This window comes from Halomicrococcus pelagicus, from assembly GCF_051917725.1.
Lineage (GTDB): Archaea > Halobacteriota > Halobacteria > Halobacteriales > Haladaptataceae > Halomicrococcus.
Map to the genome: position 1 here is coordinate 335,324 of NZ_JBQBLX010000003.1, position 20,396 is coordinate 355,719.

Annotated in this window: 25 protein-coding genes and 1 tRNA gene; 18 read left to right on the plus strand and 8 right to left on the minus strand. The window is 67.7% G+C overall.

The genetic code is table 11. The features are described from left to right. Window positions 1-44 precede the first annotated feature (44 nt). The 4 genes from ACTF4R_RS10950 to ACTF4R_RS10965 all read left to right on the plus strand — a co-directional run bounded on the left by ACTF4R_RS10950 (window position 45) and on the right by ACTF4R_RS10965 (window position 4,357). Window positions 45-1,571, plus strand: a complete 1,527-nt coding sequence (locus ACTF4R_RS10950) for a lipase maturation factor family protein (protein WP_440007866.1) — start codon at window positions 45-47, stop codon at window positions 1,569-1,571. Between the two features lie 66 nt (window positions 1,572-1,637). Then, on the plus strand, window positions 1,638-2,312 hold the full coding sequence (locus ACTF4R_RS10955; RefSeq protein WP_440007867.1) for a hypothetical protein: 675 nt from the start codon (window positions 1,638-1,640) through the stop codon (window positions 2,310-2,312). Window positions 2,313-2,515: 203 nt separating this feature from the next. Next, entirely contained in the window at window positions 2,516-2,710 is a 195-nt protein-coding gene (locus tag ACTF4R_RS10960; RefSeq protein ID WP_113276881.1) for a cold-shock protein, read from the plus strand. Window positions 2,711-2,884: 174 nt separating this feature from the next. Next, window positions 2,885-4,357: an aldehyde dehydrogenase family protein gene (locus tag ACTF4R_RS10965; RefSeq protein WP_440007868.1), complete on the plus strand. Its 1,473-nt coding sequence runs from the start codon at window positions 2,885-2,887 to the stop codon at window positions 4,355-4,357. Window positions 4,358-4,412: 55 nt separating this feature from the next. On the opposite strand, the gene ACTF4R_RS10970 is transcribed toward ACTF4R_RS10965, so the two are convergent. Then, the gene (locus ACTF4R_RS10970; RefSeq protein ID WP_440007869.1) at window positions 4,413-5,807 is read right to left on the minus strand and encodes a metallophosphoesterase; all 1,395 of its coding nucleotides are present in this window, start codon (window positions 5,805-5,807) and stop codon (window positions 4,413-4,415) included. A 112-nt stretch (window positions 5,808-5,919) separates the two neighbouring features. On the opposite strand from ACTF4R_RS10970, the gene ACTF4R_RS10975 reads away from it, so the two are divergent. Beyond that, complete coding sequence (locus tag ACTF4R_RS10975; RefSeq protein WP_440007870.1) at window positions 5,920-6,330, plus strand: RDD family protein; 411 nt, start codon at window positions 5,920-5,922, stop codon at window positions 6,328-6,330. A 147-nt stretch (window positions 6,331-6,477) separates the two neighbouring features. Next, window positions 6,478-6,870 carry a 30S ribosomal protein S6e gene (locus tag ACTF4R_RS10980; protein WP_113276877.1) on the plus strand — a complete coding sequence of 131 codons (393 nt, stop codon included), beginning with the start codon at window positions 6,478-6,480 and terminating at the stop codon, window positions 6,868-6,870. 37 nt (window positions 6,871-6,907) lie between these two features. Here ACTF4R_RS10980 and ACTF4R_RS10985 read toward each other — a convergent pair whose 3' ends face one another. Beyond that, window positions 6,908-7,363: a universal stress protein gene (locus ACTF4R_RS10985; RefSeq protein ID WP_440007871.1), complete on the minus strand. Its 456-nt coding sequence runs from the start codon at window positions 7,361-7,363 to the stop codon at window positions 6,908-6,910. Window positions 7,364-7,618: 255 nt separating this feature from the next. On the opposite strand from ACTF4R_RS10985, the gene ACTF4R_RS10990 reads away from it, so the two are divergent. Both ACTF4R_RS10990 and ACTF4R_RS10995 read left to right on the plus strand, forming a co-directional pair. Next, complete coding sequence (locus tag ACTF4R_RS10990) at window positions 7,619-7,978, plus strand: dihydroneopterin aldolase family protein (RefSeq protein ID WP_440007872.1); 360 nt, start codon at window positions 7,619-7,621, stop codon at window positions 7,976-7,978. 109 nt (window positions 7,979-8,087) lie between these two features. Further along, the gene (locus ACTF4R_RS10995; RefSeq protein WP_440007873.1) at window positions 8,088-8,573 is read left to right on the plus strand and encodes a DUF5790 family protein; all 486 of its coding nucleotides are present in this window, start codon (window positions 8,088-8,090) and stop codon (window positions 8,571-8,573) included. Here the strand turns inward: ACTF4R_RS10995 and ACTF4R_RS11000 are convergent, their stop codons facing one another. Continuing rightward, complete coding sequence (locus ACTF4R_RS11000) at window positions 8,574-9,311, minus strand: creatininase family protein (RefSeq protein WP_433625446.1); 738 nt, start codon at window positions 9,309-9,311, stop codon at window positions 8,574-8,576. Between the two features lie 198 nt (window positions 9,312-9,509). Here ACTF4R_RS11000 and ACTF4R_RS11005 point away from each other — a divergent pair, with 198 nt between their 5' ends. Then, complete coding sequence (locus ACTF4R_RS11005) at window positions 9,510-10,118, plus strand: translation initiation factor IF-2 subunit beta (protein ID WP_440007874.1); 609 nt, start codon at window positions 9,510-9,512, stop codon at window positions 10,116-10,118. A 16-nt stretch (window positions 10,119-10,134) separates the two neighbouring features. Here ACTF4R_RS11005 and ACTF4R_RS11010 read toward each other — a convergent pair whose 3' ends face one another. Continuing rightward, window positions 10,135-10,362 carry a DUF7860 family protein gene (locus ACTF4R_RS11010; RefSeq protein WP_440007875.1) on the minus strand — a complete coding sequence of 76 codons (228 nt, stop codon included), beginning with the start codon at window positions 10,360-10,362 and terminating at the stop codon, window positions 10,135-10,137. A gap of 96 nt (window positions 10,363-10,458) precedes the next feature. On the opposite strand from ACTF4R_RS11010, the gene ACTF4R_RS11015 reads away from it, so the two are divergent. Next, a complete protein-coding gene (locus ACTF4R_RS11015; protein WP_433625451.1) occupies window positions 10,459-10,677 on the plus strand; it encodes a DUF8151 family protein in 219 nt (72 codons plus the stop codon). 50 nt (window positions 10,678-10,727) lie between these two features. Beyond that, entirely contained in the window at window positions 10,728-11,477 is a 750-nt protein-coding gene (gene azf / locus ACTF4R_RS11020) for an NAD-dependent glucose-6-phosphate dehydrogenase Azf (RefSeq protein ID WP_113276869.1), read from the plus strand. 112 nt (window positions 11,478-11,589) lie between these two features. Here the strand turns inward: azf and ACTF4R_RS11025 are convergent, their stop codons facing one another. The 3 genes from ACTF4R_RS11025 to ACTF4R_RS11035 form a co-directional block, all read right to left on the minus strand. Then, complete coding sequence (locus tag ACTF4R_RS11025) at window positions 11,590-12,765, minus strand: sensor histidine kinase (protein WP_440007876.1); 1,176 nt, start codon at window positions 12,763-12,765, stop codon at window positions 11,590-11,592. A 122-nt stretch (window positions 12,766-12,887) separates the two neighbouring features. Then, on the minus strand, window positions 12,888-13,505 hold the full coding sequence (locus ACTF4R_RS11030; RefSeq protein WP_440007877.1) for a DUF309 domain-containing protein: 618 nt from the start codon (window positions 13,503-13,505) through the stop codon (window positions 12,888-12,890). Between the two features lie 510 nt (window positions 13,506-14,015). Continuing rightward, window positions 14,016-14,088, minus strand: a tRNA-Arg gene (locus ACTF4R_RS11035). A 123-nt stretch (window positions 14,089-14,211) separates the two neighbouring features. Here ACTF4R_RS11035 and ACTF4R_RS11040 point away from each other — a divergent pair. The 3 genes from ACTF4R_RS11040 to ACTF4R_RS11050 all read left to right on the plus strand — a co-directional run bounded on the left by ACTF4R_RS11040 (window position 14,212) and on the right by ACTF4R_RS11050 (window position 16,206). After that, a complete protein-coding gene (locus tag ACTF4R_RS11040; protein WP_440007878.1) occupies window positions 14,212-14,865 on the plus strand; it encodes a hypothetical protein in 654 nt (217 codons plus the stop codon). Between the two features lie 91 nt (window positions 14,866-14,956). Continuing rightward, a complete protein-coding gene (gene npdG, locus ACTF4R_RS11045; protein WP_440007879.1) occupies window positions 14,957-15,625 on the plus strand; it encodes an NADPH-dependent F420 reductase in 669 nt (222 codons plus the stop codon). A gap of 134 nt (window positions 15,626-15,759) precedes the next feature. After that, window positions 15,760-16,206, plus strand: coding sequence for a metal-dependent transcriptional regulator (locus ACTF4R_RS11050; RefSeq protein ID WP_440007880.1), 447 nt, complete (start codon window positions 15,760-15,762; stop codon window positions 16,204-16,206). On the opposite strand, the gene ACTF4R_RS11055 is transcribed toward ACTF4R_RS11050, so the two are convergent. Next, a complete protein-coding gene (locus ACTF4R_RS11055; protein WP_433625469.1) occupies window positions 16,203-16,616 on the minus strand; it encodes a DUF5809 family protein in 414 nt (137 codons plus the stop codon). The two genes, ACTF4R_RS11050 and ACTF4R_RS11055, sit on opposite strands and share 4 nt — an antisense overlap. 127 nt (window positions 16,617-16,743) lie before the next feature. Between ACTF4R_RS11055 and ACTF4R_RS11060 the strand changes: the two genes are divergently transcribed. The 4 genes from ACTF4R_RS11060 (at window position 16,744) to ACTF4R_RS11075 (ending at window position 20,392) form a co-directional block, all read left to right on the plus strand. Then, window positions 16,744-17,067 (plus strand): DUF5789 family protein, encoded by a 324-nt coding sequence (locus tag ACTF4R_RS11060; protein WP_440007881.1) that lies wholly within the window; start codon window positions 16,744-16,746, stop codon window positions 17,065-17,067. A gap of 197 nt (window positions 17,068-17,264) precedes the next feature. Continuing rightward, a complete protein-coding gene (locus ACTF4R_RS11065; protein ID WP_440007882.1) occupies window positions 17,265-18,767 on the plus strand; it encodes an alpha,alpha-trehalose-phosphate synthase (UDP-forming) in 1,503 nt (500 codons plus the stop codon). Then, a complete protein-coding gene (gene otsB, locus ACTF4R_RS11070; RefSeq protein ID WP_440007883.1) occupies window positions 18,764-19,621 on the plus strand; it encodes a trehalose-phosphatase in 858 nt (285 codons plus the stop codon). Before ACTF4R_RS11065 ends, otsB begins: the two co-directional genes overlap by 4 nt. 171 nt (window positions 19,622-19,792) lie before the next feature. Beyond that, on the plus strand, window positions 19,793-20,392 hold the full coding sequence (locus ACTF4R_RS11075; protein ID WP_440007884.1) for a hypothetical protein: 600 nt from the start codon (window positions 19,793-19,795) through the stop codon (window positions 20,390-20,392). Window positions 20,393-20,396: the final 4 nt, after the last annotated feature.

Consider the following 20,396-nt stretch of genomic DNA (forward strand, 5'->3'; position numbering starts at 1 on the left):
GCTCTCGCCATCGTTTTGGGAACCGAACGACACGTGCCGGGTAGATGGTGCTCGGACCGTGGGACCCGGGACCGTACTGGTTCGCCAGATTCGCGCTCCTGAAGGGCGTCGGCGTCGTCTACCTGCTCGCGTTCCTCGTCGCCGCACGGCAGTTCCGACCCCTCGCGGGCGAGGACGGTCTCCTCCCGCTGGGCGACTACGTCGAGCGCTCCCGCTTCCGCGACAGCCCCAGCCTCTTTCACTTCCTCGACGACGACACCGCCGTCGCCGCCGCCGCGTGGACGGGCGTCGCGCTGTCGGTGCTCGCCGTCGTCGGCGTGCCGGCCGTCTTCGGCGTCGCCGGCCACGTCGTCGTCTGGACCGCGCTGTGGGTGCTCTACCTCTCGTTCGTCAACGCCGGACAGCGGTTCTACGGCTTCGGCTGGGAGTCGATGCTGCTCGAGTCGGGGTTTCTCGCCATCTTCCTCGGCCCGGTAACCGTCGCCGCTCCGGTCGCCGTGACGTGGCTCTTCCGCTGGGTCCTCTTTCGCAACATGTTCGGCGCGGGCCTCATCAAGCTCCGCGGCGACGACTGCTGGCGCGGCCTGACCTGCCTCGACTACCACTACGAGACGCAGCCGATGCCCAACCCCGTCAGCTGGTTCGCCCACCACCTGTCGGACCGCGTCCACCGGGTCGGCGTCGCCGTCAACCACGTCGCCGAACTCGCGATTCCGTTCCTCTACTTCGCGCCACAGCCGTTCGCCGCCGTCGCGGGCGTGGCCACCGTCCTCTTTCAGGCCTGGCTGATGGTCACCGGGAACTTCGCGTGGCTGAACGCGCTCACCCTCGTCCTCGCGTTCAGCACGTTCTCCGACCCGCTGGTCGCCGGCGTCCTGCCGGTCGACGTTCCCACCGCCGCGGTCGCGTCGCTCCCCGTCTCCTTCCAGGTCGCGGGCTGGCTGGTGGTCGCGGTCGTCGTCGCGCTGAGCTACTATCCCGTCAAGAACATGGTGTCGTCCGAACAGGCGATGAACGCCGCGTTCGACCCGCTGCACCTCGTCAACACCTACGGCGCGTTCGGTTCCATCACCCGGACGCGCTACGAGATAATCGTCGAGGGGACCGACGACGCGACGGTCGGTCCCGACACCGAGTGGAAGCCGTACGCCTTCCCGGGGAAGCCGGACGACCCCGAGCGCCGACCGCCGCAGGTCGCGCCGTACCACCACCGCCTGGGCTGGCAGCTCTGGTTCGCCGCGATGTCGCCGTCGCCGCGCCGCCATCCGTGGTTCGTCCACCTGCTGGCGAAACTGCTCGACGGCGACGACGGGGTCGAGTCGCTGCTCCGCGAGGACCCCTTCCCGGACGACCCGCCCGAACACGTCCGGGCGGTGCGCTACCGGTACGAGTTCACCGCGCCCGAGGAGCGCTCCGAGACGGGGTGCTGGTGGAACCGCGAACGGGTCGGCACGTACTTCGGTCCCGTCTCGCGCGACGACGACCGGTTCCGGCGGACCCTCCGGCGGTTGGGCTGGGACGCCCCGGAGTGCGAGGAGTCGGACCGGCGCGAGACGAGAGCGGCGGAGTGACCCCGAGGGAGACTCCTCTCGGAATTCGGACGAGTTAACTTCCCCGTCTCGGAACTCCGAGACGACATGAACGCTGGCGTGATAGGTCTCGTGCAGGGCGACTTCCAGGTCGTCGACTCGTTTTCGGACGCGGTCGTCGAGAACGACCGCGAACTGGACCGCATACTCGACGTGGAGCGCGTGTTCTCGCTTCCCTCTGGCGACGTGGCGTTCGAGGGGCGCGCGGCGGTCGAACGCCCGGCGGCCCGCGAGACGACCGAACTCGACTACGGCGAGATACGGGTCGAGGAGACCGACGCGACGGAGACGCTGGTCACGGAGTTCGTCGGCGTTCCCGGCGAGTTCGTCGTCGTCGGGAGCGGCGCGGGCACGTTCGCGTTCGACCTCGTCGGTATCGACACCGACACCGCGGTCGAGCGCGCGTCGCTCGACCTCGACGGCTTCCTCGCCGCCCGCGACGACGCGAACGCGTGGAAGGCCGGATTCCGCGGCGGCGACGGCCGCGCCGAGAGCGGCCTGCTCCACGGCGACGACCTCCTGGCGGACGACGACCTCTCGGGGTTCGTGCGCGAGGCGCGGCTGAACCAGCTCGGGCTGGAGTACACCTACGACGGCCGCGAGCTGAAGATGACCGCCGCCGAGAGCGGCTACGTCGAGGTGTACCGGCCGACCGACTTCGACTCCGCGGCGTTCCTCGAATACCTGCGCACGGAGGTCGTGCCGCACCTGAACGGCTCGTGAGCCGCCGCCGGAGTCCGATATCGGCGTCGGGCCGACGACGGAGACGGACGACGAGTACGGCGACCGCCACCGTAGGTTCGACGCGGTTCGCTACCGTCGGGTGAGAGGACGAGGCGAGCGGGGAGGCTGCCGCGAACGCGTAGCCTCACGCCAACACGTCTCACAGAAACGTTATATGGACTCCGCACTTCCGTACAAAAGCAATGGCAACAGGTACTGTCGACTTCTTTAACGACACTGGCGGTTACGGTTTCATCTCGACTGAGGACGCGGACGACGACGTTTTCTTCCACATGGAAGACATCGGCGGCCCCGACCTCGAAGAGGGCACGGATCTCGAGTTCGACATCGAGCAGGCCCCCAAGGGCCCGCGCGCGAAGAACGTCACCCGAGTCTAATCCGAACTATCGCGTAGGCACAGTCCTTCTGCGACCCGACTTTGCGACTTTTTCGGCCGTTACGGAACCAGACGCATCACCCGTCCGTAGTCCCCGGTTCGGGCGACGGTAGTCGATTCCGTTCGGCCGCGCCCCTGCTCTTTAACCACTCGTCCGTCCAACCCCTAGCCGCGAATGTCAGACTCAGCCTTCACCACCGACGGAGAGTGGAACGCCCTGTACATCGACGGCGAGTGGGTCGACGCCGACGACCGCGACGACATAGCGGTCGAGAACCCGGCGACGCGCGAGACCGTCACCTCGGTACCGGCGGCGACGGAGGACGACGTCGACCGCGCCTACGAGGCCGCCGCTGCGGCCCAGTCCGAGTGGGCCGACCAACCTCCGAACGAGCGAGCGGGCGTCGTCGAGGCGGCGGTCGACCTCCTCGACGAACACCGCGACGACATCCTCCGGTCGCTATCCGTCGAGTCCGGGAGCGCGAACGCGAAGGCGTTCGCGGAGTGGCAGACCGCCCGGGGCATCACCGCGCGGGCTGCAGGCTTCCCGTTCGAGATGGGCGGCGACTACAAGGACTCGATGATTCCCGGCAAGGACAACCAGGTCAAGCAGGAGCCGATGGGCGTCGTCGGCGTCATCTCGCCGTGGAACTTCCCGTTCCACCTCTCGATGCGCGCCGTCGCGCCGGCCATCGCCGCCGGCAACGGCGTCGTCCTCAAACCCGCCTCGGCGACGCCCGTCGTGGGCGGGCTGCTGCTGGCGCGCATCTTCGAGGAGGCCGGCCTGCCCGAGGGCGTGCTCAACGTCGTCCCCGGTTCCGGCTCCGACATCGGCGACCGGATGGCCTCCCACCCGGAACTCGACGTGATGGCGTTCACCGGTTCGACCGACGTGGGCAAGCGCGTCGCCTCGCAGGCCGCGGAGAACCTCGCGCTCCCCGCGATGGAACTCGGCGGGAACAACCCCCACGTCGTCACCGAGGACGCCGACCTCGACGCCGCGGTCGACTCGGCGGTGTTCGGTAGCTTCCTCCACCAGGGACAGGTCTGCATCTCCATCAACCGCCATCTCGTCCACGAGGACGTGTACGACGAGTACGTCGAACGGTTGACCGAGCGAGCCGAGAGCTTGCCCGTCGGCGACCCGACCGACCGCGACAACGTCATCGGTCCGATAATCAACGAGGACCAGCGCGACCAGATGCTCGACTACGTGGAGACGACGGTCGAGTCCGGCGCGACCCTCGAAACCGGCGGGGAGGCCGACGGCCTGTTCGTCGAACCGACCGTGCTGTCCGACGCGACCAACGACATGGCCGCCGCCTGCAACGAGCACTTCGGTCCCATCGCGCCCGTCGTCCCCTTCTCGGACGACGAGGAAGCGGTCGAACTCGCCAACGACACCGAGTACGGCCTCGCCGCCTCGGTCCACGCCGGCGACCTGGGACGCGCCCACGACCTCGCCGACGCCATCGACGCCGGCATGGTCCACATCAACGACCAGCCCATCAACGACGAACCGCACGTCCCGTTCGGCGGCGTGAAGTCGTCGGGAATGGGCCGGTACAACGGCGACGCCATCCTCGACGAACTCACGCAGGAGAAGTGGATATCGGTCCAGCGCGAGAAGCGCCAGTACCCGTTCTGAAGTCGCCCCGGAGAAATCGCGCCGGCGACGCGGTTCCGACAGGGAGTCGGTCGCCCTATCGTCCCGTCCGGTCGCCGTCGGAGCGGGAGTCGACGGACCGCCGGTCGACGGACCGCCCCGCGTCCGCTTCTCGAACCGCGCTCTCGACGCGGTCGTCGGGCGACCACTCTATCGTCGTCCGCTCGGGAATCTCCGGGTCGGGCGGCCGTCGCTCGGCGAGCAGTCGCTGGAGCAGCGAGAGTTCCCGCCGCGCCTCCTTCTCGACGGTCTCGTACTCGACGAGGACGTCGCCCCCTTGCTCGCTGATCCGGAAGTAGTTCAGTCGGAACGACGGGCGATATATCGGCGGCAGGATGCCGATTCGCGGCTGCACGCGGTGGAGTCGCTTCAGCCACGTGCCGGTGTTGACGACGACGCGCTCGCCGAGCCACTTGAGGGAGGCGCGGTGGGTGTGACCGTAGACGAACACCGCCGCGTCGGAGTGTTCGGCGAACACGTCGCGGGCCGCGTCGAGGTAGGCGGCGTCGCGTTCCTCGGCGACGGGGTCGGTCGCGAGGAGGTCGAACCGTTCGAGGGTCCGTTTCACGTCGCGGACGAGGAAGTAGAGCGGAATCGAGATGACGGTCAGGAGGACGACGACGGCGGCGTTGACGGCGAAGACGAACTCCACGAGGTCGCCGGCCAGTCCGAGTCGGCGCAGGAACGCCGTCGTCGCGTCGGTGACGAGTTGCGTTCCGAGGACGCCGCTCCCCTCCAGCAACAGGACGGCGAGATAGAGGACGCTCACGTTGAACAGGAGGAGGAACGGGAGGGCAGCGTACCGCAGAACGGGACTCATCTCCCGGTAGTAGTAGTTCGAGAGTATCCACATCGGGATCTCTTCGAGCGGCGTCATCGACTGGATGTCCTTCAGCCAGTTGTACTTCCCGTGCCCCGAGAGCTGTCCGGCCTTGCTCGTGATATGCCGGTTCACGAAGTAGCCCAGCGGGTTCGCCCGCGGATTGCCGAAGTCCGGCATGCGGTTGTTCGGGTCCCGCTGCATCCCGTGTTCTATCCAGACGGTTCGTCCGGCGACCTCCCGCTCCAGCGAGAGCGCCGCGTCGAGCGTGACGTTGTACGCCGCGAGGCGTTCGACGTACGCCGAGTAGCCCGCGAGTTCCGCGTCGTGATTGCCCGGAATGAGCGTGATTTCGATTCGCTCGCCGGTCGCACGCAACTGCTCGAAGAGGGCCTGATGGTTCTCGACGAGCAAGTCGAACTTCGCCAGCCCCTCGACTTCGGTGAACTCCCACAGCCCGAACGCGTCACCGAGGATGATGAGTTCGGCGTCCTCGTCGCGTTCTTCGAGTTGTTCGAGAAACGCCACGAACTCCGACTCGAACTCGGCCTCCTGTAACTGCTCGTCGCCGCCGACGTGAAGGTCGCTGACGAAGTAGTAGACCTCGGCCATGCTCCCCCGACAGACGGACGCCGGCCCGCTGGAAAGCAATTTCGGCGCGACGCTCCGCCGCCAGCAGCGAAGTGACAGAAAGCTTATTCCGTCGGTCGAGTACGGCGTTCGTATGGTGGAACCAGTGATGGGGACCGAAGACGACGTCGTCGGCAGTCGCGTCGTCGCCTTCGTCCTCGACCACGTCGTCTCGTTCGTCGGTGCGGTCGCGCTCGGCGTGGCGTTCGCGCTACCGTTCGGGGAGGCCGGCATCTGGCTCGGCGTTCCGCTCGGGTTGTTCGGCTACTTCGTCGTCCTCGAAGGGCTGTTCGGCCAGACGGTCGGCAAGAAACTGACGGGAGTCGTCGTGGTCAGACGCTCCGGCGAGCCGTGCGGGATGGGAGCGTCGGTCGTCCGAAACCTGCTTCGCCTGGTCGACGGCTTCCTGAGCTACGCCGTCGGACTGGTCGTCATGCTCCTCACCGACGACCGTCAGCGCATCGGTGACCTGGCCGCCGACACCGTCGTCGTTCGGGCGAGGTGACCCCTCCCACCGACCGCTCCGACGACCGGAGGCGGGTCCCTCGGTTCGCCCCGCTGGTCCGCGTCGTCCCGTCCAGACCGAACGCGCGGGGTCGTGCTCGAAGCCAAAATCGTATTCCTTTTACCGAGCGCCCGCCACTTCCCCCGTATGGCAAACTTCCAGGTCGTCGTCGCGGACCCCGACTCCGGGACGACCTACCAGCGCGACATCGACGGACAGGACGCGAACCGCTTCCTCGGGAAGGAGATCGGTCAGTCGGTCGACGGCAGTGCGGTCGGCCTCGACGGGTACGAGGTCGAGATCACGGGCGGTTCCGACAACGCCGGCCGACCGATGCGAGACGACGTGAACGGGCCCGCGCTGAAGGAGATCATGCTGGAGGGCGGCACCGGCTTCAACCCGCGGCGCGACGGCGAGCGCAAGCGCGTCACCGTCCGCGGCAAGGAGGTCAGCGAGGAGGTCGAACAGCTCAACGTGAAGATCTCCGCGCGCGGCGACGAGTCCGTCGAGGACCTGCTCGGCGAGAGCGACGAGGAGTAACGCGTTTTCGTCCGGCGCTGTTCTCTCGACGACCCCGTCACACCGACAGCACCGGCTGGCTCGCGTACAGCAGGACGTACTCGGCGGTTTTCTCCAGCACTTCGCCGGGTTCGCCGGTCAGCGGCTCGCGCGGGATGACGATGAAGTCCGCGTCCAGTTCGTCCGCCGAGTCGAGGACGGCGCTGCCGGGATGCTGGGTCTTCCGCCGCGTGGAGAAGCCGTACGCGATGGAGTTGCTGAGCGCGACGTCGTAGTCCTCGGCGATGCCGCGGGCGGTGTCGATGAACGACTCGGTGTCGACGACCACGTCGTCTTCCTCGACCGCGCCGGTCTCGATGGCTCGCGTCACTTCCTCGCCGAGCACGTACAGCGCGTGCACGTCGGCCCCGTACTTGTCGGCGATCGCGACCCCGTACTCGATGGCGGTCACGGACTCGTCGCTCCCGTCCACCGGAACGAGCACCGTGTTCGCATCGACTGGCGACTCACTCATGTGGGTGGGTGTGCGCGGAGGCGGACAAAAAGCCTTCTCCCGCAGTCGTCTCGGAGGCGGTCGAAGCGTCGGACGTTCGGCGGTCCCGAAAAGGGTGAACCGCAATTGGTATGATCGCGGTCCGGGTGCAACCTGCCCCGTCGGGGGCATGATGATAACTATTACCATGATACTTAGTGGTTTGCGTTCCTGCAATCTCTCGGGATATCGCCAACTATCGCTCGAACTTTGGTCCAGGGCCGCGAGTCCTCCAGTGTGACGTCCGACACGAACGACTCCGACCCGGAGACGAGCGAGACGGCCTGTTTCGAGGCGGGCGTGAAGTTCGGCGCGCTGTACCACCAGTTCGCCGGGACGCCGGTCAGCCCCGACAGTGCCGCCAGTCTCGCACGCGCGATGGAGGAGAGCATCGAGAACCAGCCGTTCTGTCAGTCGGTGACCGTCGACGTGCTGACGGAGAAACTCGAGGAGGAGATAGACCACGGCTACACGGAGCTGACGGGGCGGTTCATGGAGGTCGAGGTCGTCGTCGAGCAGGACGGCGTCGAGGTCGTCGCCAGCATGGCGATGGAGGACGGCTATCCGCTGATGGAGGTCGAGTCGGTGCGGGAGTAACCGGTACAAACCGGACCCCGGATTTTCGCCGGGTAGCGGCCCGCCCCCGGGTAGTTACACTTTCAGTTTCGGGCTTGGCTTTAAACTACCTCCCGTCCAAGTGACGTGTATGAGTCAATCAACGTTCGACGACGAACTGTTCGGCGAAGCGGCCAGCGAGGTCCGCGAGGACGTCGAAAGGCACCTCGCGGCCGCCCGCGAGGAACTCCCGGACCCCGACGCCGTCTGGGCGGTGAACGCCGACAACACGCTCGGCACGCTCAACGCCCTCCGGTCGGCGCTGGACGCCGGCGACGCCGCCGACCACCTCCGGGACGCGAAGAAGTGGTACGCGATGGGCGAGCGCGCCGACGCCTTCGAGGACGCCGACGACCTGGAAGCCGAAATCGAGACGCTCGACGGGGCCGTCGAGGACGTCGAGTCCGCCCGCGAGCAGGTGGGCGAACTGGCGAGCACGGTGCCGAGCCTGAAGAGCGCGCTGGAGGACCTCGACGCCGAGGCCGAGGAGGCGGCGGACGGGACGGACGAGACCGGCGACGACGAGGAGAGCGAGACGGCGACCGACGCCGCCGAGGCGGAGGAAGACGAGGAGTAGCTACCGGTGGTCGGGTCGGCCGACGTCCCGCGATTCGACCGCGTCGAGTAGCTTCGCCAGCGACTCGCCGGCCAGTTCCAGCAGTTCTTCGCCGCGCGCGTCGTCGCCCGCCGCCGGGTCGCCGACGACGCCGTTCTCCGTGAACTCCGCGCTGTCGTAGGCCAGGTTGGCGTACGAGACCCACTCGCCCCAGCCGTCGCTCGCGCCCTCGCGGGCCGCCTCGACCCTGTCCTCGCGAACGAGGTCCGGATGGACGTGGCGCAACAGCGCGGTTTCGAGCGGGCCGGCGTGACCCATGTCGCTGCTGTGGTCGCCGACCGCCTCGAACCAGGTGAACGGGACGGCGTAGGCGTCGTCGTGGCGCGTGACGGTTCCCGCCACCTCGCGCAGCGCCGCCACGTTACCGCCGTGGCCGTTGACGAGCACCACGCGGTCCCAGCCGTGGTGGGCGAGGCTGTCCACCGTCTCACGGACGTACCGCCGGAAGGTGTCCTCGCTCACCCACAGCGTCCCCGCGAACTGGCGGTGTTCCTCGCTCACCGTAACCGTCACGGGCGGCGCGACGACCACCTCGCCGTCGTACCGCTCCGCACCGGCGTCCGCCACCGCCTCGGCGTTCAGCGAATCGGTCGAGAGCGGTGCGTGCGGACCGTGCTGTTCCGTGCTCCCGACCGGCAGCAGCGCGAGGTCGGTGTCCGCGTCGTCGGCGTCCGTCCACGTCGCGTCCGAGAGGTGCATACGCGTCGGGAGTGGCGGCATCGCCTTGTATGCGACGCCTCTCCGGTCGCCCGACACCGGACCCTGGAACCTCACGTCGCCCGACCCCCCGGGGCGAACTCGCTGCGATGCGGCCTGTACGGACCGTACTACCGGCCAGCGTGGCGAAACGCCGTACGAGAGAGGAAGGCCTTTCAGTGCAGGGACCGTTACAGGGATATGGATTACGACACAGCTCTCGACCGCGGCCTCGACGCGGTCCCCGAACTCGACGCCGACGACGAGCGATTCTCCTACCCGACCGCGACCGTCCAGAAGGACGGGTCGTTCACGCGACTGACCAACCTGGACGACATCGCGGACTCCCTCTCGCGAGACCCCGAGCACATCCACAGCGCACTCCAGCGCCAGATGGGGACCAGCGGGACGCTCGACGAGGGCCGCGCACGCTACAGCGGGAGCTTCTCGACGCGGGACTTCGACGCGGCGCTCGACGCCTACGTCGACGAGTTCGTCCTCTGCTCGGAGTGTGGCCTGCCGGACACCCGCCTCGTGCGCGAGAACCGCAACCTGATGCTGCGCTGTGACGCCTGCGGTGCGTTCCGCCCCGTAACCAAGCGGAGCAACGCCCAGCAGCACCGCCAGCGCGAGTCGGTGGAGGAGGGCGACACCTACGAGGTCGAGATCACCGGCACGGGCCGGAAGGGCGACGGCGTCGCCGAGCGCGGCAAGTACACCATCTTCGTCTCCGGCGCGCGCGAGGGCGAGACCGTGACCGCCTACATCGAGAGCGTGAACGGCGACCTCGCGTTCGCCCGCCGGGTGTGAGAATCCGCTAAACCGGTCACTCCGTCAACGGGAGCAGGATGCCGAACACGAACGGCGAGAAGAGCATCGCGAGGATGCCGACCGCTTCCATGTCGGTGAACAGCATCGTCTCCCAGCCGGGCAGCGTGCCGTAGAGGGACGTCCCGACGATTTCGCCGAGCGCGCCGATTACGAGCGACGACAGGCCGAGCAGGAACCCGTACTTTGTGAACGTCGGATAGTCGATGTCTCCGTAGCGACCCATGCGCGATTCGAGAGCGCGGACGGACGAAACGGTTGAGGGTTCGGACGAGTCGCCTCCGACGAAAGCTACTTGCGTCGGCAGCGCCGACCGGGAGGCGTGTACGAATCGCTGCTCGAAGTCGGAACGGTCCTGCTGTACGCCGCCGGGTCGCTTCTGTTGACCGGCGTCGGACTGATAGCGGAGTACGACAGCTTCCTGAACGCCACGTCCGGTGACCTGACGATGGCGGTGTGGTTCGCGTTCATGGGCACCGTCGCGCTCGTCGCGGGCGCGAACCTCGCGTACGACAAGGTCCTCGAACCGAAGCTCTCCTGACCCGCCGAAACCGTGTCCTTCTTATCAGTCGTTTGCCTTCCTTCACCTGAATGGACGACCCCGTCCTGCTTACGGGTTCAGAGGGCCGCGTCGGATCGGCGATACTCTCCGACCTCTCGGAGTCGTACGACTGGCGGCTGCTGGACCGCGAACCGCCGGCGGAGGAGCGGCCGCACGAGTTCTACGTCGCCGACATCAACGACGAGGCCGCCGTCCGCGAGGCGGCCGAGGACGTCGGCGCCATCGTCCACCTCGCGGGCGACCCGCGACCGGAAGCGCCGTGGAACAGCGTCCTCCAGAACAACATCGACGGGACGCGGACGCTCCTCGAAGTCGCCGCCGACGTCGGCGTCGAGAAGGTCGTCTTCGCCTCCTCGAACCACGCCGTCGGCTCCTACGAGACCGACGAGCGCACGCCGGACCTATACCGCCCTCACGACGAGTTCCGTCTCGACGGCAGCGAACTCCCGCGCCCCAGCAACCTCTACGGGGTGAGCAAGGCGACCGGCGAGATTCTCGGCCGGTACTACCACGACGAGTACGGCTTCTCCTTCGCCGCGGTCCGCATCGGCAACCTGACGAAGGGCCACCCGCCGAAGGACTACGAACGGGGACAGGCGATGTGGCTCTCCTACCGGGACTGCGCGCACCTGTTCGACCGCTGTCTGCAGGCCGACTACGACTACGAGATCGTCTACGGCATCTCGGACAACGACCGCAAGTACTACTCCCTCGACCGTGCGCGAGAGGTGCTGGGCTACGACCCCCAGGACAACTCCGCCGAGCACATCGACGAGTAGCCGTCTCGCATCTTTCCCCGCACATCGAAGAGTAATTTAGCCGGGCGTGAGTAGACTGCGTACTCACCCCTTGTGCTCGGTCAGTGGGAATCTGTCAATCACTACTCGACAGTCACGCCTCGCTCACGCGCTGTACGCCTTCGAACTCGAAGCGTGCCCCCCCATCGTCGCTCTCTACGAGACGCCAGTCCCACTCGTAGGTGTTGGCCAGTTCGGCCACGAACGTGAGCCCTAGGCCAGTGCCGTTCACCTCGGTGGTGTAGCCCGCCTGGAACACCTGTCCGCGCTTCTCTTCGGAGATGCCGGACCCATCGTCCGCGACGTAGAACCCTGTGGGAAGGTCGCCCACGTGGATGGTTACGTCAGAGCTACCGTGTTCCACAGCGTTCGAGAACAGATTGTCGAGGAAATGCTGGACGTGGACCGGGTCGGCCTCGATGACCTGGTCGGTTTCGACCACGAGGTCCGCCTCGTCGGTGGCCACAGTAGCCCACGCCTCGGTGGCGGCGTCGGCCAGCTCGACTGCCTCCCGGTCGATGCTCACGTCCGTCCTGCGCGCGATGACGAGCAAGATGTCGATTAGCTCTTCGATGCGGTCGAACGATTCCGTGATGTAGTCGACCGCGTCTGGGGCCGTCTCCGCCGGCAGTTCGTTGCAGTACATCTGGCCAATCGTGAGGGGATTGCGGAGTTCGTGGGCGAGCAAGCTGGCGAACGATTCGAGCCGGTCGTTCTGACGCTGGCGATCGAGTTCGGAACTCACCCAGTTGCTGAGTAGCTCGACGAACGTCACGTCCCAGTCGGAAAACTCCTCGCTCCGTGGCTCCATACCGTAGAAACAGAACGTCCCATAGATATCGCCGTCCACGGTCACTGGTGCACCGAGGTAACAGGAGATACCCCACGTCGGGTCCGCTAACTCCGGGGCCTCCGCCTCGACGTCCTCCAGGACGAGGGTCTGTTCGGTTTCGACGACGTGTGCGCAGTTCGGTAATTCCGCAAGCGGCACGGTGAACCCCGACTGGAGGTCGACGTCGTCCGGCACGTCGACCGTCTCGAAGATGTACTGGTCGGCGTCTTGGTGAACGCGGGAAACCGTCGCGTAGTCCGTTCCGATCGCCTCCCGAACGACCTGCAGGAGTTCCTCGATCTGCTGGGAGAACGACCGGTCGGGGTCTGCGATGATTTTGTAGGCGCGGCGCATGGCGCGCTCGCGCGACCGGAGTCGACTGGCCTCCGTCGTTGAGGTGTCCGCAGGTGAACTGTCTGGCTGTTCCTGGTCGCTCATTGGGGACAGTCAACTGGTCGAGTTACATAAATTGAGTGGAGAAGCTCGACGAGAGATACGTACCACGTACCGGCCACAACAGTTCCTCGAATTACGGGAGAGAAGAACGCCGGAGGTCGGCGTCACTCGAACAGACCCTCGACGTCGCGCTCGCGATGCTCGCGCTTGCCGACGTGGTCGCGGAGGCGCTGGAAGACGATGCCGCGGTTGGCCTCGTCGCGCGCGAAGTCCATGACGAGCGTGACGAACGGACTGGTCGCCCGGCCGTCCTCCAGGTCGGCGCGGCCGAACTCCCGGGCGCGCTCGACGACGGTTTCGTCGTAGGCGTACTCCTCTGCGAGCACCTCGGCCGCCACGCCGGCCGCCGGGAACTCCAGGTCCTCGGGCATGACGGTCACTCCCTCGTGGGTCAGCGCGGGCGGACGGACGCGCTCGACGTGCTCGGGGTCGGCGGCGACGGCGCGGAGGTACGCTCGCACCGTGCCGACGTTCACGTCCCGGTGGTCCGGCGGCAGGTCGGCGAGGTACGCCGCGCCGCTCTCGGCGAGACCGTGGACGCCAGCCCAGTTGTCGCCGTAGGCGTGGTGGACGGCGGCGGTGAACTGGATGAGTCCGTGGAGAAATCGCTCGTCGTCGGTTCCGCGGTCGAGGTCGAGCCAGCGGTCCTCCCAGGCGTCGTGGGCGGCGTGGTACTCGCCCGCGTTGAAGATGGCGATGCCGGCCCGGAGGTGTGCCTCCATGCGAAGTCGTACTCGCCGCGGCGAGAAACCCCTTGGGGAGCGACGGCGACGACCACCGCCGGCGGACGCCTGCGGCTATCTGACGAACGGACGAAAGAACGAACGAATCAGGCGCGAAGCTTCTTGGCGGCCCACTTCTTGAAGTCCTGTGCGAACAGTCGGTAGTTGACGGTTTTACTCATACACGAGTTAATATTCGTGCGGTGCGTAAAAGCCCTACGGTCGAAGACAGGTTTGGCTTGCCACACCGTGACAGACCGACGGCGGCGACGACTCCGCTCGTCGCCGAAGCCCCGTCGAAGGCTATTTCACGGCGTGACGAAGGAAAGTATGCGAGTGCGTTCCGTGCGCCGTCGACGGCGAGGACGCCTCCGAGGTAGAGTCCGGTATCTGATACTACCGACGAATCTGTCAGGGTCGTACGTTACGTGAGCCCCGACCGGTCACGGCGGGCCGGTCGAGAGGCGAGGGAGAGAAGCGACGCTGCTGGTCGTCTGGTTTCGGCAGAAACGTCCTGACGGAGATTTGAACTCCGGTCCCTGGCTCCGCAAGCCAAGAGGATAGTCCACTACCCTATCAGGACTCATCTCCACGTATGGCGGTTCTGGTTATAGGGCTTGCGATGTGGGTGCGCCGTGTGTGGGTAACTCAAATCGCTACTTTCGCTACCGCGAGCGTTATGGGAAAACCCGCCGTCTCGCCACGTATGCGGCGACGAGAAGTACTGAAACGAACCGGTGCGGCGGTAAGCGTCGGTCTGCTCGGGGGCTGTCTCGACCGCTACCGTAGCGCGCCGGCTGGCAGCGACCCCGACGGAGGCACCGATACGACCGACGACCCCGGGACCGGCGAGGGGACGTCGGGAACGACCGACGGGGACGCCGGTGGAACGTCGGGAACGACGGACGAGGGCGCCCCCGAACTGACGGACCGCTCGCTCGAACTGGTCGACGCGGGCTGTGGAGACTCCGACGGCCGGGCGTCGGTCCGGTTCCGGCGGTCGGCGGACACCGTGGTCGTCGACGGAACGATACGCGCGGGCGACCCCTGTCACGTCGCCCGGATCGCCGGGACGGAACTGGACCCGAAGACCGGCGAGTTCACGGTCCGGGTCGAGACGGAGGTGAAGCAGACGACCGGGACGACCGCCTGCGTCCAGTGCGTCGGCGCTATCGAGTACCGCGCCACGTTCGCGTTCGACGGCGGACTTCCGGAGTCGGTGTCCGTCGTCCACCGCGGCGTCGACGGCGCGACGACCGTGACGACGGCGGAGTCCGGCACGAAAACGAGGTCAGCGACGACCGAATCGGGGACGGCGACGGAGTCCGGGACGGCGACGGGGTCCGCCACGACGGAGTAGCGGTCGCGTTCGAGGAGGCGGCGAGCCGCCGGAGCGTGGGCGAGAACGCCGGTTTCGCAGAACTTAACCTCGTACCGGAAGACTCCCCGGTATGCGAATCGCACTGCTGGGCGGTACCGGCGACATCGGTCAGGGACTCGCACTGCGATGGGCCTACGACACCAATCACGAGGTCGTCATCGGCTCGCGCGACCCGGAGAAAGCCCGCGAGAAAGCCAACGAGTACGAGACGGAGCTGTCGAGCCTGGGCGTCGACCGCTCGATAAACGGCTTCGCCAACGAGATGGCGGCCGACCGCGCCGACGTGGTCGTCCTCGCGGTTCCGCCGTACCACGCCCGCGACACCGTCGAGACCGTGGCGGACCGCCTCGACGACGTGGACGTGCTGGTCACCCCCGCGGTGGGGATGGACCGCGACGAGGACGGCTTCCACTACGAACCGCCGAGCGCCGGTAGCGTCACGGAACTCGTGGCCGGCGCCGTCCCCGAGGACGTCCCGGTCGTCGGCGCGTTCCACAACCTCTCGGCGGACCGGCTCGCGGACCTCGAACTCGAACTGGAACAGGACACGCTGCTCGTCGCCGACGACGGGGACGCGAAGGAGACGGTGCGGATGCTCGCGGAGGGCATCGAGGGGCTGCGCGCGCTCGACGCGGGCGGGCTGGCCAACGCCGCCGAGGTCGAGAGCGTGACGCCGCTGCTCATCAACATCGCGCTCAACAACGAGGGGATGCACGACGTCGGCGTCACGTTCGAGTAGCGCCGGCCGACGAGCGGACGGCGAGACGCCTTCCCCGTCTGCAGCACCGAGCAAAGCGAACGCGCGAGGACGCCCGACGACGTAAAGAGGCGGGAGCAGATACTTATGCGGCCCGCGCGTAGGGGGCTCCAACTATGACGGAGGTTTCGGCGAGCGTCGGACGATATCTCGGCTACATCCACCTCGTCTCCGCCGAGACCGGGCGTCCCGTGAAGACCGGCGAACTGGCCGACGCGCTGGACGTGCAGGCCGCCAGCGTCACCGAGATGCTGGCGACGCTTGAGGAACGGGGGCTCGCGGTCTACGAGAAGTACGAGGGGGCGACGCTCACGGACGAAGGCGAGCGTCTCGCCCGGGAGCAACTGTGGAAACACTGCGTCGCCGAGAACTTCCTCGCGGACGACCTCGCGCTGGACGACCCCGGAGAAGCCCAGGAGATCGGTCACGCCCTCTCGGACGAGGTGGCCGCGAGCCTGCGCGAACGCATCGGCCACCCCTGCGACGGGCAGTGTAGCGCACCCGACCAGGAGTACAGCGAGTGCTCCAACGAGGTGCAGGCCGACCTCTCCCGCGACGACTAGTCGAGCAGGTCGCGGTACACCTTTCCGAACGCCTGACGCTGGAGCGTCGCCACGGCGGCGCGCTCGCGGTCGTGGTAGGTCGCGGCGACGACGGTCTCGGCGGCGGGGGCGACGTGCCACGCGACGTGCTCGACGTTCCGGCTCCCCTCCTCGCTCACCTCGTACTCCGGGGGCACGGCGTCCTCGAACTCGTCCCTCGTTCCCGTCCGCACTTCGAGCAGCGACGCGAACAGCGCGTCGCGGGCGGTCTCGACCACGTCGCCCGTCACGCGCTCGTCGTACTCCGCGCGGTCGAACCGCATCGCCTTCGCCGTCTCCTTGACGACCGTCTGGGCCGCCGGGCCGACCTGTTCGTACCGCTCGCGCGCCGCCGCCTCGTCGTCCGGCGAGAGCAATCCGTGCGTCTCCATGGCCGGGCGTTCTCGCGCCGGCGACTACTGGTTTTCGTCTCCCGTCCACCGGGCCAGTCGCCGCGAATCGCACCGCGGGAACTGCTCGGCCAGAAGGATTTACCCGCAGTCGAACGTCGTTTCCCCCATGACAGATGACGAAGAGCAGGAACGCGAAATGGGGGTTGAGCTCGGAGAGCTGAGCGACGAACTGGAGAGCGTGGACTATCCGGTGTCGGCCGACGAACTCGTCTCGAAGTACGGCGACCGCGAGATCGAGTACGGGGGCGGGTCGGAGACGCTCGAATCCGCGCTCGGCCCGCTGAACGAGGACTACGAGTCGGCCGACGAGGTCGAGCAGTCCATCCTCAACATGGTCGGGAGCGAGGCGGTCGGTCGCCAGAACTACACCGACCGCGGTGCCGGACACCACTCCGACGGCGAAGAGGACCCCGACGCCGAATCGTTCTGAGGCCTCCTTTCTCGACCGGTAAGCACGGCATTCGACCGCTAGCCGGAGCCCGATATCTCGGTAATCGCCCCTTGCCACCGTTCAGACCGTGCGAACAGAGATGAACGAGCGACTACCTTATTCGGTGCAGCGAGGAATCACCTGTAACAGATGAGGGGTGAACACGGATCCGGGGAGCTCCCCGTATATCCGCCGCTATGACAGGGAACGCACCGACGACCGAACAGGTGTCGTCCTTGCTCGACGACCGTGACCTGGTGGTCGTATCGAATCGGGAACCGTACAGTCACGAGTACGAGGACGGCGAGGTGACCGTCAGCCGACCCGCGGGCGGACTCACGTCGGCGCTCGACCCGGTGATGCAGTCCGTCGGCGGCACCTGGATCGCGTGGGGAAGCGGCGACGCGGACCACGCGGTCACCGACGAGGACGGCCGGGTGGGCGTGCCGCCCGAGTCGCCCGCCTACACGCTCCGGCGCGTCCCGCTGTCCGACGAGCGCGTCGAGGGCTACTACTACGGCTACAGCAATCAGGTGCTGTGGCCGGTCTGTCACCTCGACACCGCGAAGGTGAACGCTCGCGATGAGTTCTGGCAGCAGTACCGTGAGGCGAACCGTGCGTTCGCCGACGCCGTCTGCGGAGAGGCCGGCGACGACCCGGTGGTGTGGTTCCAGGACTACCACCTCGCGCTCGCTCCGCGGTTCGTGAAGGCGAACCGGCCGGACGCGTTCTGCATGCAGTTCTGGCACATCCCGTGGCCGTCCCGAGACGTCTTCCGCGCCTGCCCGCAGTACGAGCGACTGCTGGAGGGGCTGCTCGGCAACGACCTCGTCGGCGTCCACACCGACGCCTACTGCCGGAACTTCCTCGACTGCGCGGCGGCGCTGCCGGGAGCGACCGTCGACCGGGCGACCCGGAGCGTCGTCTACGACGGCCACCGGACGTTCGTCCGACCGTTCCCGCTCGGCGTGGACGCCGAGCACCACCGCGACCTCGCTCGCTCCGACGCCGCGAGCAGGTTCTGGCGCGAGTTCGGCGACCGCCACGGCCTCGCCGACGTCGCCGTCGCGCTCGGCGTCGAACGCCTCGACTACACGAAAGGCATCCCGGAGCGACTCGCGGCGCTCGAACGGCTCTGGGAGACGCGCCCGGCGTGGCGGGGCGAACTCACCTACGTCCAGAAGGCGAGCGTGAGCCGCGGCGAGATTCCGGCCTACCAGCGCCTCCAGGAACGGGTGCGGTCGGAGGTCGAACGCATCAACGACCGCTTCGCCACGGACGACTGGCAGCCGGTGGTGTACGTCGAGGACCACCTCCCCCAGACCGGCCTCGCCGCGCTGTACCGCGAGGCGGACCTCTGTCTCGTCAGCGCGCTCCGGGACGGCATGAACCTCGTGGCGAAAGAGTTCATTGCCTCGCAGGTCCAAGACCCCGGCGTACTCGTGTTGAGCGAACTCACCGGCGCCAGCGAGGAACTGGGCGAGGAGGCACTGACCATCCACCCCCGCGACACGCACGGGTTCGCCGACGCCATCGAGCGCGGGCTCCGGCTCCCGTCGGACGACCGCGGCAGGCGAATGTGCGAACTGCAGCGGCAGGTGCACGCGAGCGACGTGTACGCCTGGCTCGACGCGCAGTTCCGCACCGTCCGGGCGATTCGTCGCGGGCGCCAACGGGCGACGCCGCCCCGTGGCCGATGACCGACGCGCCGAACCCGCTCGGCGAGCACCTCTACGCCCTCGTCGACCGATTGTGCGAGGCCGACGGACTGCTCGTCCTGCTCGACTTCGACGGGTCGCTCGCGCCCATCGTGGAGGACCCCGACGCGGCCGCGCTCCCGGAGGAGACGCGGGAGGCCGTCGTCGACCTGCGCGACGCCCCGAACGTCCAGGTCGGCATCGTCAGCGGCCGCGAGCTGGCCGACCTGCGCGAGCGCGTCGACGTCGACGGCGTGGCCTACGCCGGCAACCACGGACTCGAACTCTGGGCGGACGGCGAGGAGCAGGTCAACCCGACCGCCCGGGAGCTACGCGAGGACGTCGACGCCGTCGTCGAGACGGTCGAGTCGGAACTGGCCGACGTCGACGGCGCGTTCGTCGAGGAGAAGGGCGTGACCGCCACCGTCCACTACCGTCGCGCGAGCGAGGACGCCGTCCCGGACGTGAAAGACGCGGTGCGGGAGGCCGCGGCCGACGTCGACGACGTGCGCGTCACCGCCGGCAAGTCGATACTGGAACTGCGGCCGGACGTCGACTGGGACAAGGGCCGGGCGACCGACTGGCTCTCGGATCGCTTCGTGCCCGACGACGAGGAGTGGCTCTCGCTGTATCTCGGCGACGACCGGACCGACGAGGACGCCTTCGACGTGCTGGCTGACGCCGACTCGCCCGGAGTGGGCATCAAGGTCGGTCACGAACCGCCGACCGTCGCGGAGTACCGCGTCGACGACCACGTCGGCGTCCACGCGACGCTGCGGTGGCTGGTGGACTACGGCCTCTCGTTCCTCGACGCCGACCCGGGCGAGCACTCCCGGTTCAGTCGCCCGACGGAGTGAGACCGCCGCGTCGCTCTCCTCCCCCGTAACTCGAAGTTACGCTCCCGTCTCGCCCGGCGACCGTCGGTACCGACGCCGGCGACGTATCGGTAACCGCGCGACGACCGCGTCGAACTGTCTGAACGGACTGTGCCGTTTATCGACGGATTTGGAGTACGAGCGTACTGTACCATGCCACCCGAAGACGACGCGACCGAGTTCAGCGAGGGCGACGAAGAGCGAACCGAGACCGACGAGGAGCGCCAGCGTCGAATCGCCGACGCGGCCAGCGAGCGAGGCGAGGCGGACCCAGAGGGACGACGCCGTCCGGACACGTATCGACCGCCACTGGGGTACCCCCAGCAGCGGACGAACGCCTACGACGGTCGAGGCGGGAGCGGCGGGTACGGGGTCGACGAACCCCAGCAGCGCGGCTGGCAGCAGGTCCCCCACCGGCAGTTCGGCGGACCCGAACCGGAGCCAGGTCGACGTGCAGGGGCGGGCCGCCGCGAGTCGGCGTCCGCCCCCGAACGGGGAGAGCGCGACGAACGCGAATCCGACGAGTCGGAGGCCGGACGGAGCGAGGACGAGAGGGAGGAAACAGACGAGGAGAAGACGGAGGTTCCGAAGTACGGCGGCCCGTTCGAACCCGACCGGCAGTCCCGGCGTCGATGGGGACGCAGCGAGGCGGAACTGCGGTCGTACGAGTACCGCATCGACCGGGCGCTGGAACGCCAGCGCGACCTCCAGCGGAACAAGAGCGGCCAGCCGTACCACCGCGGTCGACGGTAGTGCC

Bases quoted from the DNA above. Each gene is read 5' to 3' on its own strand.
- ACTF4R_RS11050 (WP_440007880.1), top strand. From the start codon at position 15,760: ATGACGGAGGTTTCGGCGAGCGTCGGACGATATCTCGGCTACATCCAC.
- npdG (WP_440007879.1), top strand. From the start codon at position 14,957: ATGCGAATCGCACTGCTGGGCGGTACCGGCGACATCGGTCAGGGACTC.
- ACTF4R_RS11000 (WP_433625446.1), bottom strand. From the start codon at position 9,311: ATGCACCTCTCGGACGCGACGTGGACGGACGCCGACGACGCGGACACC.
- ACTF4R_RS10995 (WP_440007873.1), top strand. From the start codon at position 8,088: ATGAGTCAATCAACGTTCGACGACGAACTGTTCGGCGAAGCGGCCAGC.
- ACTF4R_RS11075 (WP_440007884.1), top strand. From the start codon at position 19,793: ATGCCACCCGAAGACGACGCGACCGAGTTCAGCGAGGGCGACGAAGAG.
- ACTF4R_RS11030 (WP_440007877.1), bottom strand. From the start codon at position 13,505: ATGGAGGCACACCTCCGGGCCGGCATCGCCATCTTCAACGCGGGCGAG.
- ACTF4R_RS11010 (WP_440007875.1), bottom strand. From the start codon at position 10,362: ATGGGTCGCTACGGAGACATCGACTATCCGACGTTCACAAAGTACGGG.
- ACTF4R_RS10955 (WP_440007867.1), top strand. From the start codon at position 1,638: ATGAACGCTGGCGTGATAGGTCTCGTGCAGGGCGACTTCCAGGTCGTC.
- ACTF4R_RS11060 (WP_440007881.1), top strand. From the start codon at position 16,744: ATGACAGATGACGAAGAGCAGGAACGCGAAATGGGGGTTGAGCTCGGA.
- ACTF4R_RS10980 (WP_113276877.1), top strand. From the start codon at position 6,478: ATGGCAAACTTCCAGGTCGTCGTCGCGGACCCCGACTCCGGGACGACC.
- ACTF4R_RS10960 (WP_113276881.1), top strand. From the start codon at position 2,516: ATGGCAACAGGTACTGTCGACTTCTTTAACGACACTGGCGGTTACGGT.
- ACTF4R_RS11025 (WP_440007876.1), bottom strand. From the start codon at position 12,765: ATGAGCGACCAGGAACAGCCAGACAGTTCACCTGCGGACACCTCAACG.
- azf (WP_113276869.1), top strand. From the start codon at position 10,728: ATGGACGACCCCGTCCTGCTTACGGGTTCAGAGGGCCGCGTCGGATCG.
- ACTF4R_RS10950 (WP_440007866.1), top strand. From the start codon at position 45: ATGGTGCTCGGACCGTGGGACCCGGGACCGTACTGGTTCGCCAGATTC.
- otsB (WP_440007883.1), top strand. From the start codon at position 18,764: ATGACCGACGCGCCGAACCCGCTCGGCGAGCACCTCTACGCCCTCGTC.
- ACTF4R_RS10985 (WP_440007871.1), bottom strand. From the start codon at position 7,363: ATGAGTGAGTCGCCAGTCGATGCGAACACGGTGCTCGTTCCGGTGGAC.
- ACTF4R_RS10970 (WP_440007869.1), bottom strand. From the start codon at position 5,807: ATGGCCGAGGTCTACTACTTCGTCAGCGACCTTCACGTCGGCGGCGAC.
- ACTF4R_RS11005 (WP_440007874.1), top strand. From the start codon at position 9,510: ATGGATTACGACACAGCTCTCGACCGCGGCCTCGACGCGGTCCCCGAA.
- ACTF4R_RS10975 (WP_440007870.1), top strand. From the start codon at position 5,920: ATGGTGGAACCAGTGATGGGGACCGAAGACGACGTCGTCGGCAGTCGC.
- ACTF4R_RS11055 (WP_433625469.1), bottom strand. From the start codon at position 16,616: ATGGAGACGCACGGATTGCTCTCGCCGGACGACGAGGCGGCGGCGCGC.
- ACTF4R_RS11040 (WP_440007878.1), top strand. From the start codon at position 14,212: ATGCGGCGACGAGAAGTACTGAAACGAACCGGTGCGGCGGTAAGCGTC.
- ACTF4R_RS11065 (WP_440007882.1), top strand. From the start codon at position 17,265: ATGACAGGGAACGCACCGACGACCGAACAGGTGTCGTCCTTGCTCGAC.
- ACTF4R_RS10965 (WP_440007868.1), top strand. From the start codon at position 2,885: ATGTCAGACTCAGCCTTCACCACCGACGGAGAGTGGAACGCCCTGTAC.